Here is a 15,243-nt window from a genome sequence, read left to right on the forward strand (position 1 = left end):
TCATCTGTTAGCGTTAAGTTGACCGAATGAATAAAGGAGCGTTTATCGCTCCTTTATTGTTGGTGATTGGTTATGGGTAACCTGCCGAAGCTGCACCAATAAACGGCGATAATCCGCTTCCACACAACTGTCACGCCACACTAGATAGCGCTTACCTTGTTGTGCATAAATGATCAACACCATAAACGCAAACTGTGTAGAAACCTTTTCAATGGACAGATTCTGGTCGGCACATTGCCACTCACCGTGACTCGTGAGCTTGAATTGGCCGATTAAGCTAGGGACTAATAGTGAGGTACTCTTTTGCGCCGTGATAAGAGGTGCGTAAAATAAGGGGAGCGTTACAAGTGGAATCGGCGATATCAATAATGCCCACACGGCTATCATCAAAAAAATGAAGTTAGTAATGCGGGCAAAATGGGAAGGAAATAATACGAAATTAACGCACTTTGCTGAGGTTGTGGGCAACAATTTTATCCACCATGGCCGCATGCCCAAGATTTTCGCTACGACCATGCCCCATAATCCAAGTAAATAGATCAGGGTCGTCAGACTCAAGTAGGGAAACGAAATCTCGTTGCTCATTTTCATTCAGAGAATCAAAGCACTCTTCAAAGAACGGCATCACAACCACATCGAGCTCTAACATTCCACGACGGCATGCCCACTTGATTCTTGCTTTTTCTTCAGTGGTGTACATCGGTTTTCCTCACCTTATGTTTATTTGCGTTGAGTGTATCAACTGGATGAAGATACAACTAGTAGATGAGTCACAGTCCCTGTTCAAGCTGACAAAAAAAAATTTCCGGATTAACATGGGGCTCAAGATTCTCTTTAGGTAACGACTATGGACTGGCAAAACACATTGACACCTCTCGCAGTAACCGCCAATGACTCACTTCCACCACTGATGCTGACTCATCTTGCATCCTGGGGCACTATCATCATTTCAGGCAATGATAAAAAAGCCTATTTGCAAGGCCAAGTGACCTGTAATGTCGTCACTCTTGAACCAACACAGTCAACCTTAGGCGCCCATTGTGATGCGAAAGGCAAAGTATGGTCCGTCTTTCGCCTGTTCCATCATCACGATGGTTATGCGATGTTCCAGCCTTTATCAGCGATAGAGGCTGAATTAAGAGAGCTGAAAAAATACGCTATTTTTTCTAAGGTCAATATCAGCCAGAGCCAAGACATCGCACTGGGTGTTATGGGCGAACAAGCTGAGCAATATATCAACACATTAACGGCAGATGAAGGTGAGGTGCGTTTGATTGACGGTGGTAGCGCCATCAAAATTTCATCCCAACGTTGGCTATTACTTGTTTCAGAGCAAACCGCGCAACAGCTCATGACGCAAAGTGAAGCACTGAAAGTCACCGAGGAAACGTGGACTCGCTTTGATATCGAAGAAGCAGTCCCCATCCTTGGTCAAGCGGATCAAAATGAGCACATACCGCAAGCCGTTAATCTTCAGGCCTTTAATGGTATCAGCTTTAATAAAGGGTGTTATACAGGTCAAGAAACCGTCGCTCGCGCTAAATATCGAGGTATTAATAAGCGTGCAATGTACATCCTTCAAGGCAACATTGAGCAACCGCTAAGTAATGATCAACCAATCATGATCGAACGCTCAGTTGGAGAAAACTGGCGTAGTGCTGGGCAATTAATGGTTCATTACACGTTTGCTGATAATACCGCTATCGGTTTAATAGTCTTACCAAACAATCTCGAGCCAGAAACTGAGTTTCGTCTTGCAAGCCAACCAAACACTCGTTGGTTTATGCAAGCTCTCCCCTACTCTCTTACTGACGAATAAGCTTCTTCCTCATATTGACCATGCGCCTCTTTACGAGGCGTATGCTTTCTAACACTCGCCTATCTCGAATAAATTTCAGGAAAAAGAATGCAACAATGTAATCCATTACATTGACGCGTGATCGCTCTCTAAATCACATAACATTAGAGGTGAATTTTTAGTCATTATTGAAACATAAATAGTCATCAGGTTTATTTTGACGTACTCTTAACAATGCTGGTCAGGACAAACGAGAAGTTGCCCTGACCAGCAAAAAAGTGAATCCACTGATTGTTTCAGGACATCCACTTTTTGTGTAATGCATCTGTGACTATTCGCCCGCCTATTATTTAAGCGGGCTTTTTTTTAGGCTATTCTTAACCAAAATTTAACACTTTCCATAAACAGCAGCTATTCTTTAAAGTGTAATATTTGTCGTGCTTAATATGCACCAAGTGAATGGTGCACTGAGCATTTTTTGTTAGCACTATTTTGAGGAGATAATCACGCAAACATGGGTATTTATCCAACATTCTGCCTACGGCAGCACAAATATCCAAAAGAGTCATCAATAACTGCATATTCCTCTATAGCAATCACACTATTAGAGGCGCAATTTATTTATAATTTGCAGTGTTAGAATAACAGAAGGATCGAAGTATGAGACTGTTTAAGCGCTATACGCCAGGTATGATAGCTAAACACGTAAGTCGGCTTTTTAAAGGAAGAATCTATATTTACGGGGTTGGAAAATTTGAATTCGATAATGGCAAACTGATCTTGCCAGAGCGCGCAGACAAGCGCCACTTTCAGACGGTGAAGGAAGTGAATCAGGAAATCATGAGACTACGCTGCGCCTACGCATAATACGAGTTTCATTAAAGAATTTTAAAAGGGTTGGCCATAAGCCAGCCCTTTTGCCATCATTAGGTTAATCACTGTTAAGGCTCAAGCAGCACCATTTTACTCTTGGCAAGATCAGGTAAATCACCTTTTAAACCCAGTGCTCTTTTCATAATCTCATCTTTGGCTCCAGGAAGTTGCCCAGCCAACTGCATGCCAATGCCACGGATCAGTTTCTTCGCCGGGTTATCACCTTCAAAAAGATCTTTGAAACCTTGCATCGCGGCAATCATTTTGGCGGCTTCTGTTTTTCGCCAACGTTCATAACCTCGCAAATTTTTGAGCAAGCCAATATCTTCACCTTGATGCCACAACGCGAGTAGTTCTTGAGCTAAGCTTGCAGCATCAAGTAAACCTAAATTAACACCTTGCCCGGCTAGCGGATGGATGGTGTGCGCCGCATCACCAACGAGTGCGATTCGTTGTAAAGCAAAATCTCGGGCATAACGCATTTTAAGTGGGAAAGCAGCACGTTCACCCACCACCTCACACAAACCTAAACGATGATCAAACTCAGCGGTCAGTATCTTATTGAATTCGAGCTCAGACAGGCTGAGCAAGCGCTGCGCTCGGTTGGGCTCTGTAGACCAAACGATTGAGCTCATATGAGGATCAGACATAGGTAAAAAGGCCAGCGGACCTTGTGGTGTAAACACTTGCCTTGCCGTCGATTGATGTGGTTCCACCGTGCGGACATTTGCCACCAGCGCACTGTGTCCATAATCCCAATGGGTTAATGGAATGTCTTGCTGTTGACGAACCCAAGAGTTTGCGCCATCGGCTCCTACTATCAATTTTGCGGTGAGTGATTGACCGTTATCGAGCGTTAGCCACGCCTCACTTTCTCCGACAGCCAGAGATTGGCATTGAGCGGGCATAAAGAGTGTCACATTCGCTTGCTTTTGTACTTGTTCGAGTAAGGCTAATTGAATGACGCGGTTCTCAACAATGTGTCCCAGATCCGGCTGAGTCATCTGATTGGCACTAAATTCGATCCGCGCAAAACTATCGAGTTCCCACACTTCCATCGCCGAATAAGGCGCAGAGCGACGAGAAATGATGCCTTGCCATGCACCAAGGTTTCGCAACATGATTTCACTGGAACGGCTTAAGGCGGAGACTCGCACATCCGGCAGCTCTGCAAGTTCAAGGCTGGGTACTCGACCCTCAATCACGGCGATGCGCAGTTCGCTATGCTTTAATGCGGCGGCCAGTGCAAGGCCAACCATTCCGCCACCCACAATGACAATATCGACACTTTGCATCATATACAGACCCTTTTATCTATTCACTACGCCAAGCGTTCGGCGCAGTAGCGGCATTTTCAGCCACGGTAAATTATCCATCATCATGAGGCCTACATTGCGACCAATACGAGTGGTTAGCCAATCATTGGAAAAGAGATGCACCAGGGATGATGTCAGCTTAATGGTGGCATCACGATCCGCTTCTCGGCGTTGGGAAAAAGCCTGTAAGCCGTGATAGCAGCCAACATCGGCTTGCTGCTTGATAAGCTCATCCGCCAAGCTTGCCACATCTCGAATACCTAAGTTAAAACCTTGTCCCGCAATCGGATGTAATGTCTGAGCGGCATTGCCCACAATGGCAAAACGATGTGAAATGTTCTGCTCTCGATAACGCAGTTGTAATGGATAGCAGGCACGAGTGCCCACTTTATTCATTCGCCCTAAACGCCAACCAAACGCATCTTGAAGCTGTGCTAAAAAACCCTCATCACTGAGTGAAAAAACTTGCTGGGCTTTCGCGGGAGGTAAACACCAAACTAAAGAGAGTCGATTATCACTCATTGGTAATAACGCGACAGGACCATCGGCGGTAAATCGTTCAAACGCCCGTCCTTGATGAGCTTTTGAGCTCACAACGTTAGCAATAACCGCGACCTGTTCAAAATCATGCTCTTGTTGGATGAGGCCGATTTGCTCGCAGCAGGTCGATATCGCCCCATCGGCTGCGACCAATAACTTAGCTTGGATCGTTCGTTGATCGTTAAGGGTGACAGTGACCTTATCCATACTGCGTTCCACTTGCTGAACCGCGCTTGGGCAAAATAACTCAATATGCGGGCTCTGCTGCATTTTTTGCGCGTAAATCTGCCCAACATCGGCTAATTCAACCACGTAACCTAATGCTTCTAAATCGAGTTGCTGACAAGTGATATCGGTCATCCCAATATGAGACCGATCCGACACATGAATATGTGTAATTGGAGTGGCGACCTCTTGCAGCGACTGCCACAAGGAGAGATTTTGCAAAATTTGCACGCTACCGTAGGATAAAGCAATTGAACGCGAATCAAAGCCGGGATGGGCGAGCTTATCATCCAGCGGATACGCTTCGACCACAGCAATCGCAAGCTTTCCTTGAGAAAGCGTATCTAAGGCCAACGCCAGTGTCGCACCAGCCATCGCCCCACCAGCGATAATCACATCAAATTGCTTCACAGTAACCTCTCTTTAATGCACGGTCGGCTGAGTTTCTTGTAGAGGTTTGATACCAAATTCAGCATGAATTGTTAACACGCAAGCTTTTACATGCTCGATAACGTGTTCCAAAAGTTGAGCTTGCTCATCCAAATCATCCTCTTCATCGATACCGAGCTTGGCAATTTCTTCTAGATCAGCCAAGGCCTCTTTAGTCTCTGCGGACGCTTTTTTCAAAACAACCCCAATCAAGCCAAGCCCAGAAATAAAGTGATTTACCCAGTCGGCTACGCCATCAGCCAAATCAAATACACTGGCACTCGCCTCTTCATCTGGCAACAGTAGTGACAACTCCATCCCGCTACCAGTGAGCTCTTCGATTGTAAAGGTGAGTACTTGTTCAGCCAATGTCAACGGACGATCTGGCCAACCCATACCTTCGTTAGTGTAATCAAAAATAAGTGGCTGCCAGCTCTTATCATTTAAGCCCAGACCACCGGCCAGCATGCCCGTTAGCAACCCATGCAACTCAGCAGGGTTAACCGCAAGTGCTGCAGATTTAAGGGCAGTGGCAAGAGAAAGATAATCCGGTAGTTTTTTTTCGCTCATGGGAAGCTCGTAATAAAATCAAATAAACGCGATCCTACCACTTAGCTTCCAATGCGAAAATGCTCAAAGCGTTAATTGTGGGTAGCTTTTACTCAATTTGCCTAATAACTGTGTTTTTAGTCCCTCATTTTTTACTGCTCGCTTTGAAAAGCTTGAATCTTAGGGCCGCTTTACCTATAGTTTCCACCTCGATGGGCATGTGAGTGGCACCATCTTAGACAGCGCGATAAGAGTTCATCCATCATGAGTAATCAAGCGGTAGACGTAGAAATTTTAGGAAAATTGACTCGTGTGAATTGCCCTGCGGGACAAGAGCAGTCTTTAATCCAAGCGGCGCAAGATCTTGATAACCGATTGAAAGAGATGGCAGAGCGTACTAAAGTTACCAATGAGGTAAAGCTACTCACGATTGCTGCGCTCAACATTTGTTATGAATTGCAAACCAAAAACAATGAGAGCCTAGGCCAACAAAATCAATTAACCGAGCGCATGGAACAGCTCGCTGCATCTCTTGAAGATGCCATCAGTAAAGTGAAGCTAGGACAGCAGTAGTCTTTACCAGCGTAACCAAATTTACCCTAGAGTGTTTGTCAGCCGGATTTAAGTCCCTGAGCCGATAAGCAACACCAAAGGGTTAGTACTTGGTAGCTATTGAGCAAGCTCGGCTCGTACCGAGAAGCCTGCGGTTACCATTGCTGATCCGCCTTGAACCAGCTGGTTCAAGGGCCAAAATCCGCAACGGCACTCTGGGGTATCCTTATGCAAAACACTCGACACACACTTCGTCAAGTCATCCGCCAGCGGCGTAAACAGCTATCACCTACGCAGCAAAAACACGCTTCAATTGAACTTGTCTCTCGTTTTTCAACACTGCCTGAAGTTTTAACGAGTCAGCACATTGCCCTCTACTTGGCAACCGATGGTGAGCTTGAAACACAACCACTCATAGCGTGGTTATGGCAACAAGGCAAACAGACCTATCTTCCCGTTTTACACCCCTTCTCGAGTGGGAATTTATTGTTCTTGCGCTATGATGCTCAAACCATAATGACGCGAAATAAATACGGCATTGCCGAACCCAAGCTCAACCAAACATTGATCAAACCAGTAAATGAGCTAGATATCATCTGCACACCATTGGTGGCATTTGATCAAACAGGGCAAAGGCTCGGGATGGGCGGCGGCTATTATGATCGTACGTTAGAAGCTTGGTTTAAAACGGGTAAAGGTGCCCTACCCATAGGTTTAGCTCATGATTGCCAACAAGTGACTCATCTGCCGAGCGAAGCATGGGATATACCTTTACCTCAAATAGTGACTCCAAGCCAAATCTGGCAATGGGAATCATAAATTATTGAGGCTATAATCGCCCCGCAACATTACCGTCACTATAAATCGATATCAGGAGATTGGCATGACTCAAGATGAAATGAAAAAAGCCGCCGGCTGGGCCGCACTCAAATATGTAGAAAAAGGCAGCATCGTTGGTGTGGGTACGGGTTCAACGGTGAATCACTTCATTGATGCACTGGGTTCGATTAAAGATGATATTAAAGGTGCGGTTTCAAGTTCTATCGCCTCAACAGAGAAGCTAAAAGGCCTAGGTATTGAAGTGTTCGACTGCAATGATGTTGATCAACTCGATATTTATGTTGATGGCGCAGATGAAATCAACCCTGCGCGCGATATGATCAAAGGCGGCGGCGCTGCGCTCACTCGAGAAAAAATCGTTGCCGCGATTGCGGATAAATTCATTTGTATCGTTGATGGTACAAAAGCGGTCGATGTTCTAGGTCAATTCCCACTTCCAGTTGAAGTGATCCCAATGGCGCGCTCTTATGTGGCACGTCAACTGGTTAAACTTGGTGGTGATCCAGCCTATCGCCATGGCGTAATAACGGATAACGGTAACGTTATCTTGGATGTGCACGGATTAAAAATTACTGATGCCAAAGCATTAGAAGATAAAATTAATGGGATTGTCGGCGTAGTAACCGTCGGTTTATTCGCTCACCGAGGTGCTGATGTCGTCATCACTGGCACGGAAAATGGTGCCAAAATCGAAGAGTAAGTCACAAAATAAGGCTACTTTCCGTTATTTCATTACAAACGGCACCCATGGGTGCCGTTTTTCTTCGCTATGCCCTAGAAAATCATGCCTTATTTCGTAATTTTCTTACCCAAAACAAAAAAAGTTTGTTACTTTATTGGTCAGAAGACGCACAAGGAAAACGTTTGTCTTCCAACAAAATGGTTAATCTTCCTCTTTACATTAGCCCTTTTGCTTTATGTGCGCCGTGTTTGCCCACCTTCCCATTTTTAAGGACGAGAATAATGGCCAAAGTTTCACTCGAAAAAGACAAAATCAAAATCTTACTCCTCGAAGGGCTACACCCTTCAACGGTTGAAGTACTGCAATCTGCCGGTTACAGCAATATTGAGTATCACAAAGGTTCTCTGGGTGATGAACAACTGCTCGAAGCGGTGAAAGATGCTCACTTCATCGGAATTCGTTCGCGCACTAATTTGACTGAAGCGGTAATCAACGCGGCAGAGAAGTTGGTTGCTATCGGCTGCTTCTGCATTGGCACCAACCAAGTTGACCTGAATGCAGCCGCAAAACGCGGGATTCCTGTCTTTAATGCACCATTTTCGAATACTCGCAGTGTTGCTGAACTCGTTTTAGGCCAAACACTGCTACTACTGCGTGGGATTCCTGAAAAAAATGCATTGGCGCATCGTGGTATTTGGAAAAAAAGTGCTGATAACTCTTATGAGGCTCGCGGTAAACGCTTAGGTATTATTGGCTATGGCCACATTGGCACCCAGCTCGGTATCATTGCCGAAAACCTCGGTATGCAAGTCTATTTCTATGACATAGAAAACAAACTCTCACTCGGTAATGCAACGCAAATACATACCATGAGCGAGCTACTGAATAAATGTGATGTCATTTCTCTGCATGTGCCTGAAACTCCAGATACTAAAAATATGATGGGTAAAGAAGAGTTTGCACGCATGAAGCCTGGCTCTATCTTTATCAACGCAGCACGCGGAACGGTAGTCGACATTCCCGCACTCTGCGATGCATTGGCATCAAACCATCTAGCTGGCGCGGCAATAGATGTATTTCCAGAAGAACCCGCCACAAACTCTGAACCTTTTGAATCCCCACTGATGCATTTTGATAATGTCATTCTGACACCGCACATTGGTGGCTCAACTCAAGAAGCACAAGAAAATATCGGTATTGAAGTAGCCGGTAAGTTGGCAAAATATTCAGATAACGGCTCAACCTTATCAAGCGTGAACTTCCCTGAAGTATCACTGCCAATTCACCGTGATAGTTCGCGTTTACTGCATATTCACGAAAACCGTCCGGGTATTCTGACACAAATCAACACCATCTTCGCCGAAGAAGGGATCAATATCGCCGCTCAATATTTACAAACGTCAGCGGATATCGGTTATGTAGTGATTGACGTAGAAACCGCTCGCTCTGCGGAAGCTCTTACTAAGCTGAAAAGCATCAGCGGCACCATTCGTGCGCGTATTCTTCACTAGGCACTTCTCTAGTAAAAGCACCAAACGACAAAAAGGCCACATAAAATGTGGCCTTCCTTATTTCGATAGGGAGCTCGGTAAATTAAGCTTTAAGCGCTCGCTCCCCGCGAGCAATACCTACCACGCCACTTCGCGCGACTTCGATTACTTCAGTGACTTCCGACAACGCTTGAATAAAGGCATCGAGTTTTTCGCTGGTTCCAGCAAGCTGTACAGTATATTGCGCCGCAGTAACATCCACGATCTGCCCACGGAAAATATCAGCCGTACGTTTCACTTCGGCGCGCGCAAAGCCGCTAGCTTTGACTTTCACCATCATCAGCTCACGTTCAATGTGTTCACACTCTGACACTTCTTGCACTTTAAGCACATCAATCAACTTATGCAGTTGCTTTTGAATTTGTTCAAGTTGCATTTCATCGGTCTTAGTGGTGATGTTTAAGCGTGACAATGTTGCATCATCGGTTGGCGAAACCGTTAGTGATTCAATGTTATAACCACGTTGAGAAAATAGACCAACAACGCGAGACAAAGCACCCGATTGGTTTTCCATTAATATCGAAATAATGTGTCTCATATTATGTTCTCTCCGTTTTGCTTAACCACATTTTGTCCATCCCTTCGCCTTTAATTTGCATTGGGTAGACGTGCTCCGTTTCATCCACATTAATATCAACAAAAACCAATCGATCTTTCATATCGAGTGCTTTTTTAAGCCCGGCTTCAAGTTCATCAGGCTGTGAGATACGGATGCCAACGTGGCCATAAGCTTCTGCAATTGCTGCAAAATCGGGAACAGAACTCATATAAGAATTAGAGTGACGTCCTTGGTAAATAATATCTTGCCACTGTTTTACCATGCCAAGAAAACGGTTGTTTAAGTTAATAATTTTCACTGGAATATCATATTGCAACGCAGTGGAAAGCTCTTGGATATTCATTTGAATACTGCCATCCCCAGTGACAATCACTACCTCTTCTTCTGGCATGGCAAATTTAACCCCCATTCCAGCGGGTAAACCAAATCCCATGGTGCCCAAACCGCCAGAGTTGATCCAACGACGAGGCTTATTGAATGGATAATAAAGTGCGGCGAACATTTGGTGCTGACCAACATCGGAGGCCACATATGCGTCTCCATTAGTCAGTTTATGCAAAGTTTCAATCACTTGCTGCGGCTTAATGCGTTCGCTGGATTTCTCATAAGCTAAGCATTGGCGGTCGCGCCAGCTTTGGATATCTTGCCACCATAGTTCAAGCGCCTGCGAATCATTACAGCCACCTTGCTCAGAGAGCAATTGCAGCATAGTTTCCAGTACTTGTTCGGCTGATCCCACTATCGGCAGATCGACTGGCACATTTTTAGAGATCGACGAAGGATCAATGTCAATGTGCATGATCTTAGCGTTCGGGCAATACTTTTCTAGATTATTGGTCGTACGGTCATCAAAACGCACGCCAATACCGAAAATCAAATCCGCATTGTGCATCGCCATATTGGCTTCATACATGCCATGCATTCCAAGCATGCCTAACGCATTTTTATGAGTTCCAGGGAAAGCACCAAGCCCCATTAACGTGCTGACTACGGGTAAATTGAGCGTTTCAGCCAGTTGTAAAATGTGCTGATCTGCGCCTGAAATAACAGCGCCACCACCAATGTACAATACGGGTTTTTTGGCTTCTAACAACGCTTTTAGCGCCTTTTTAATTTGCCCTTTATGACCAGAAGTAGTTGGGTTGTATGAGCGCAGTTTGATCGACTCAGGATACGTGTAAGGGAGTTTGATCTGAGGATTCATCACATCTTTAGGCAGATCGATCACGACCGGCCCCGGGCGCCCTGTTGAGGCAATATAAAAGGCTTTCTTAATGGTTTCAGGAATATCTTCAGCTTTTTTTACAAGAAAACTGTGTTTGACGATCGGACGAGAAACCCCAACGATGTCACATTCTTGAAACGCATCGTTACCAATGAGGTTATTTGGCACGTTGCCTGAAATAACAATCATTGGAATTGAGTCCATGTAAGCGGTAGCAATCCCTGTGACGGTATTCGTCGCCCCTGGGCCAGAACAAACAAGTACCACACCCGTTTTTCCGGTTGCTCGAGCATAGCCATCTGCCATGTGCGTGGCCGCTTGCTCGTGGCGAACAAGGACATGTTTAATTTGGTCGGTTTTTGCGTGCAGCGCATCGTAAATATCAAGAACGGAACCACCTGGGTATCCAAATATTTGCTCTACACCTTCTTCGATCAGAGATTGAACCACCATCTCTGCGCCAGATAACATCTGTTGATTGGATTGCGTTGCCATTTTTTCTCCTTACCAGTACCCAACACATGGTCAGTCAATGGGCCTGGTTTTACATAGTTTAGGGCTTATTTGTAGCCTAATTCGAAAACTTTCCACTTTCGGCTATGTCTTGCTTTTGTCATAACAAAAAACAAGGTAACGCAACAACTGTAACTCTTTCTTATCATCGGGTCGAACGCCAAATAGCGCACACTTTGGCAAATGTTTGGTTAAATGGAATTTTATTAGGTAACTATCGTAAAACTGGTATTAAAAACAGCTCAATCCATGAGTAATTAGCAAAAATAAAGCAAAAAATATTACCATGCAGCAATGTAGCGTTATGAGGAAGCGAGGTTTAACTTCCGTCGTAATATAAAAAATCCCCCACGCTTTATCTGAAAAGCAAGTGGAGGATTTTTAAACAATGAAAAAACTATCTTAAGATAATCTTACTCACCTTTAGTCTTTTCTTTGTACATTTCCTCGATTTCATCTTGGTAACGATCACTAATGACTTTTCTACGCAGTTTCTGAGTCGGCGTCAGCTCACCTTTGTCCATTGAAAAAGCCTTAGGTAATAATTTAAACTTTTTCACCTGCTCAAATTTGGCTAGCTCTTTTTGCAAATCATTGACTCGTTTTTCCAGCATCTCAACCACTTGGTTGTTCTTGATAAGATCTAATCTGTCATGATATTTGATGTTGAGCTCTTTGGCGTAAACCTCCAAGCTGTCATAACAAGGTACAATTAAAGCCGATACAAATTTACGTGTGTCAGCAATCACCGCAATCTGTTCAATAAAGTGATCTTTACCAATCGCTCCCTCAATAACTTGTGGCGCAATGTATTTACCACCGGAGGTTTTCATCAGCTCTTTGATACGATCAGTAATGAAGACATTACCTTGCTCATCAATGTGTCCAGCATCTCCTGTTTTGAGAAAACCTTGTTCATCGAATGCTAACGCCGTTTCTTCTGCCATTTTATAGTAGCCGCGCATAACCATTGGTCCGCGAACAAGAATTTCATTGTTGTCACCGATTTTGACCTGAGCTCCTGGCATCGACATGCCTATTGAATCAGGATTAAAACACCGGTCATCCCAACAAGAAACCGTTGCTGTGGTTTCCGTCATGCCATAACCCAACTTCACGTTAATGCCAATGGCATGGAAAAATCGGCCGATGGTTTCATCTAATTTCGCGCCACCGCAAGGCATGAAATTAATCCGCCCACCAAGCAATGCACGCAATTTAGACAACACGATTTTATCTGCTAACGCGTAACTCTTTTTCAGCATGAAGGATGGTTGGCGCTTTTCTTGGTGACAAAGAGCCATCTTAGCCCCCATATTGACCGCCCAAGTAAATAGCACTTTTCGATGCAATGGCGCTTTCGAGACTTTTTCGTGAATAGCGGAGAAAATTTTCTCGTAGAAGCGAGGAACGGCACACATTACCGTTGGCTTTAGCTCACTCAATGCATCACGTACTTGCATCGTATCCTGCAAATAACAGTTAGTTGCACCGCTGTAAAGAATGTAAAAAGTCCACGCCCGTTCAAACACGTGTGACAATGGTAAAAAACAGAGTGACACATCATCCTTAGAGATGTTTAACCGCTCATCATGCCCTTCAAGCTGAGCGCCAATATTACGGTAATCAAGCATCACTCCTTTAGGTTGACCTGTGGTGCCAGAGGTATAGATGAGCGTCAGCAGATCATCCATATTCGCCTGTTCAAGGCGAGACTCTAATTCCGCTTGCTGGCCATCTGTATTTTGTTCAATAAAAGTCTGCCAATGGATGCCATGTTGAAAACTTTTTAGATCAATGCCATCACTCATGGCGACAATTAATTCAAGCTGTTCGCACTCATCAAAAAAATCCAGTGCCGCATCGTATTGTGCCTGTTCACCGACCAAGAGCACTTTGACATCAGCATCTTGAATAATGTAACTGGCCTGCGCTGGCGTATTAGTTGGATAAATAGGTACCGTAACGGCTCTTAACTGCAAAGTAGCCAAGTCAGCTATTGTCCACTGCGGCATGTTATTCGAAAAAATCCCGACTTTATCTTGAATTTTTATACCTTGCGTTAAAAGTGCAAGTGACATCGCATCGATACGTTGACCAAATTGCTTCCAGCTTATCCCATGCCACTCTTTCTCTATTTTGTGTTTTAGAGCAATGCACTCGCCACCTTTGACAATCTGTTCACGAATTCTTTTTACGATATGGAAATTTAAATTGGGCATCTTTTTTACCTGTAGCTTACACATGTAAGCTTTTTGAGCGCACAAGTGTACATTTAGAAGCAAAAAAGGCAACTGACGGATGTCAAAGTTATCAATTAATTCTACAGACAAAAAAGCCCTGAATGGATATAACCAATTCAAGGCTCAAAGAGGCGTATCACTAAGTTTAGATCACCGTACAAACTACCGGGTAAACGTTAGTTTAATGCAACAACTTCGCCGCAAATCATCATTAACTGATCACGCAGCCAAATATGGCCTTTGTCTTTTTCACTAGACTCATGCCAACTGAGATAACCACTGATTTGACCATTTGCAAATGGGAAATCGAGGATTTGTAACTGATCTCGGTTAGCCGCATTCTCAACCATCCAACGAGGTGCAATCGTCACCAACTCAGATTGTCCGACCACATAAAGCACGTTGCTCAAACTGGTCCCTTCATAATAAGGAACACAGTCTAATTCGCGATATGCTTGCTCAGAAAAACTACGTTGCCCATGGATGCGAGATAACTTCGCATGCTTTTCAGCTGTTAGGCTATCAGCGTTAACAGAGCCATTGATGCGTGGATGAGACTTAGATGCCACCACCACTAATTCATCTTGGAAAATTTCCGTACTGGAGAACCCTTGTTCATCAAAACGCGCGTAATCAATCACAAAATCGATCTCTTGGTAACGCATACGCTCGGCTAACAAACGGTTAAATTCCGCATCAAGATGAAGTTGGACCAAAGGCGCTTGTTCATGAACTGATGACATAATTTTCGGCGCGAAACGCATATCACAAGGACTGCAAATCGCTAATTTAAATAAGCGTGTTGATGTTTCAGGAGAAAACACCGAACTTGGCAGTTCATTACGGATTAATTGCAGTGCTTGACGCATCGGACCGAACAGTTGACGTGCACGTTGAGTAGGTTGAATACCTCGCCCTTGTCGCATAAATAGTTCATCATTAAACATTACCTTCAAACGCGCTACAGCATTGCTGACTGCTGGCTGAGACATACCCAAATTATGAGCGGCACGGGTAATATTTTGCTCTTGCATTACTGCATCAAAAACCGTCAGCAGGTTTAAATCTACACCACGTAATGTGCTTTCCATGCGGTAACTAGCAATAGCGCTCATTGCATCTTTTTTATCTAACATTTTTGGGACGCCTCTTGTTGTTATCGTCAATACCGTAAAAGTAATTTTTTAGAATAGATAACCTGCCATTTATTATATTTACCCAGACACAACTGGGTGGAGGCTACTATCTGCTAAGCATTTATCGATTGGCAACAAGATTGATAAAATATCAGTTTTTTTTATCCAAACAAAAAGATTGTCCTTATTTATCAGTACGATGTATTTTTATAA

General features: G+C 44.2%; 15 protein-coding genes and 1 other RNA gene. 7 read left to right on the top strand and 9 right to left on the bottom strand.

The genetic code is table 11. From position 1 onward, the window contains the following. Nucleotides 1-42: 42 nt before the first annotated feature. On the bottom strand, nt 43-516 hold the full coding sequence (locus B9J87_RS11315) for a protein YgfX (RefSeq protein ID WP_308515697.1): 474 nt from the start codon (nt 514-516) through the stop codon (nt 43-45). Then, nucleotides 440-700: an FAD assembly factor SdhE gene (locus B9J87_RS11320; RefSeq protein WP_010319812.1), complete on the bottom strand. Its 261-nt coding sequence runs from the start codon at nt 698-700 to the stop codon at nt 440-442. The genes B9J87_RS11315 and B9J87_RS11320 overlap by 77 nt, the downstream gene beginning before the upstream one ends. Nucleotides 701-847: 147 nt before the next feature. Here B9J87_RS11320 and ygfZ point away from each other — a divergent pair, with 147 nt between their 5' ends. Further along, nucleotides 848-1,819 carry a tRNA-modifying protein YgfZ gene (ygfZ, locus tag B9J87_RS11325; RefSeq protein WP_094150800.1) on the top strand — a complete coding sequence of 324 codons (972 nt, stop codon included), beginning with the start codon at nt 848-850 and terminating at the stop codon, nt 1,817-1,819. A gap of 639 nt (nt 1,820-2,458) precedes the next feature. Beyond that, nucleotides 2,459-2,665, top strand: a complete 207-nt coding sequence (locus B9J87_RS11335; protein WP_010319814.1) for a DUF1107 domain-containing protein — start codon at nt 2,459-2,461, stop codon at nt 2,663-2,665. Between the two features lie 74 nt (nt 2,666-2,739). On the opposite strand, the gene B9J87_RS11340 is transcribed toward B9J87_RS11335, so the two are convergent. From B9J87_RS11340 to B9J87_RS11350, 3 genes are read right to left on the bottom strand one after another with little or no spacing between them, the layout of a single operon-like run. Beyond that, nucleotides 2,740-3,969, bottom strand: a complete 1,230-nt coding sequence (locus tag B9J87_RS11340) for an FAD-dependent 2-octaprenylphenol hydroxylase (RefSeq protein WP_094150804.1) — start codon at nt 3,967-3,969, stop codon at nt 2,740-2,742. 12 nt (nt 3,970-3,981) lie between these two features. After that, the gene (ubiH, locus tag B9J87_RS11345) at nt 3,982-5,163 is read right to left on the bottom strand and encodes a 2-octaprenyl-6-methoxyphenyl hydroxylase (protein WP_094150805.1); all 1,182 of its coding nucleotides are present in this window, start codon (nt 5,161-5,163) and stop codon (nt 3,982-3,984) included. A gap of 12 nt (nt 5,164-5,175) precedes the next feature. Then, nucleotides 5,176-5,751, bottom strand: coding sequence for a YecA/YgfB family protein (locus tag B9J87_RS11350; protein ID WP_094150807.1), 576 nt, complete (start codon nt 5,749-5,751; stop codon nt 5,176-5,178). A 243-nt stretch (nt 5,752-5,994) separates the two neighbouring features. Between B9J87_RS11350 and B9J87_RS11355 the strand changes: the two genes are divergently transcribed. The 5 genes from B9J87_RS11355 (at nt 5,995) to serA (ending at nt 9,315) form a co-directional block, all read left to right on the top strand. Continuing rightward, complete coding sequence (locus B9J87_RS11355) at nt 5,995-6,303, top strand: cell division protein ZapA (protein WP_010319818.1); 309 nt, start codon at nt 5,995-5,997, stop codon at nt 6,301-6,303. Between the two features lie 20 nt (nt 6,304-6,323). Beyond that, nucleotides 6,324-6,508, top strand: a non-coding RNA gene (gene ssrS / locus B9J87_RS11360) — 6S RNA. Between the two features lie 2 nt (nt 6,509-6,510). Further along, complete coding sequence (locus tag B9J87_RS11365; RefSeq protein WP_026027284.1) at nt 6,511-7,101, top strand: 5-formyltetrahydrofolate cyclo-ligase; 591 nt, start codon at nt 6,511-6,513, stop codon at nt 7,099-7,101. 64 nt (nt 7,102-7,165) lie between these two features. Next, nucleotides 7,166-7,822: a ribose-5-phosphate isomerase RpiA gene (gene rpiA / locus B9J87_RS11370; protein ID WP_010319820.1), complete on the top strand. Its 657-nt coding sequence runs from the start codon at nt 7,166-7,168 to the stop codon at nt 7,820-7,822. 263 nt (nt 7,823-8,085) lie between these two features. After that, complete coding sequence (gene serA, locus B9J87_RS11375; protein WP_026028313.1) at nt 8,086-9,315, top strand: phosphoglycerate dehydrogenase; 1,230 nt, start codon at nt 8,086-8,088, stop codon at nt 9,313-9,315. An 82-nt stretch (nt 9,316-9,397) separates the two neighbouring features. Here serA and ilvN read toward each other — a convergent pair whose 3' ends face one another. The 4 genes from ilvN to leuO all read right to left on the bottom strand — a co-directional run bounded on the left by ilvN (nt 9,398) and on the right by leuO (nt 15,030). Further along, complete coding sequence (gene ilvN, locus B9J87_RS11380; protein ID WP_010319822.1) at nt 9,398-9,892, bottom strand: acetolactate synthase small subunit; 495 nt, start codon at nt 9,890-9,892, stop codon at nt 9,398-9,400. Nucleotide 9,893: 1 nt separating this feature from the next. Next, nucleotides 9,894-11,633, bottom strand: coding sequence for an acetolactate synthase 3 large subunit (locus B9J87_RS11385; protein ID WP_013856017.1), 1,740 nt, complete (start codon nt 11,631-11,633; stop codon nt 9,894-9,896). A 431-nt stretch (nt 11,634-12,064) separates the two neighbouring features. Then, a complete protein-coding gene (locus B9J87_RS11390) occupies nt 12,065-13,873 on the bottom strand; it encodes an AMP-dependent synthetase/ligase (RefSeq protein ID WP_026028312.1) in 1,809 nt (602 codons plus the stop codon). Nucleotides 13,874-14,070: 197 nt separating this feature from the next. Continuing rightward, nucleotides 14,071-15,030, bottom strand: coding sequence for a transcriptional regulator LeuO (gene leuO / locus B9J87_RS11395; RefSeq protein ID WP_026027287.1), 960 nt, complete (start codon nt 15,028-15,030; stop codon nt 14,071-14,073). Nucleotides 15,031-15,243: the final 213 nt, after the last annotated feature.

The sequence above is a fragment of the Vibrio sp. V19_P1S1T109 genome, from assembly GCF_002241375.1.
Classification (GTDB): Bacteria; Pseudomonadota; Gammaproteobacteria; order Enterobacterales; family Vibrionaceae; genus Vibrio; species Vibrio anguillarum.

Coding starts and splice junctions, on each gene's coding strand:
- B9J87_RS11320 (WP_010319812.1), bottom strand. CDS start 700: ATGTACACCACTGAAGAAAAAGCAAGAATCAAGTGGGCATGCCGTCGT.
- B9J87_RS11335 (WP_010319814.1), top strand. CDS start 2,459: ATGAGACTGTTTAAGCGCTATACGCCAGGTATGATAGCTAAACACGTA.
- serA (WP_026028313.1), top strand. CDS start 8,086: ATGGCCAAAGTTTCACTCGAAAAAGACAAAATCAAAATCTTACTCCTC.
- ilvN (WP_010319822.1), bottom strand. CDS start 9,892: ATGAGACACATTATTTCGATATTAATGGAAAACCAATCGGGTGCTTTG.
- B9J87_RS11385 (WP_013856017.1), bottom strand. CDS start 11,633: ATGGCAACGCAATCCAATCAACAGATGTTATCTGGCGCAGAGATGGTG.
- B9J87_RS11365 (WP_026027284.1), top strand. CDS start 6,511: ATGCAAAACACTCGACACACACTTCGTCAAGTCATCCGCCAGCGGCGT.
- B9J87_RS11350 (WP_094150807.1), bottom strand. CDS start 5,751: ATGAGCGAAAAAAAACTACCGGATTATCTTTCTCTTGCCACTGCCCTT.
- B9J87_RS11390 (WP_026028312.1), bottom strand. CDS start 13,873: ATGCCCAATTTAAATTTCCATATCGTAAAAAGAATTCGTGAACAGATT.
- leuO (WP_026027287.1), bottom strand. CDS start 15,030: ATGTTAGATAAAAAAGATGCAATGAGCGCTATTGCTAGTTACCGCATG.
- ygfZ (WP_094150800.1), top strand. CDS start 848: ATGGACTGGCAAAACACATTGACACCTCTCGCAGTAACCGCCAATGAC.
- B9J87_RS11355 (WP_010319818.1), top strand. CDS start 5,995: ATGAGTAATCAAGCGGTAGACGTAGAAATTTTAGGAAAATTGACTCGT.
- B9J87_RS11340 (WP_094150804.1), bottom strand. CDS start 3,969: ATGATGCAAAGTGTCGATATTGTCATTGTGGGTGGCGGAATGGTTGGC.
- rpiA (WP_010319820.1), top strand. CDS start 7,166: ATGACTCAAGATGAAATGAAAAAAGCCGCCGGCTGGGCCGCACTCAAA.
- B9J87_RS11315 (WP_308515697.1), bottom strand. CDS start 516: ATGGTCGTAGCGAAAATCTTGGGCATGCGGCCATGGTGGATAAAATTG.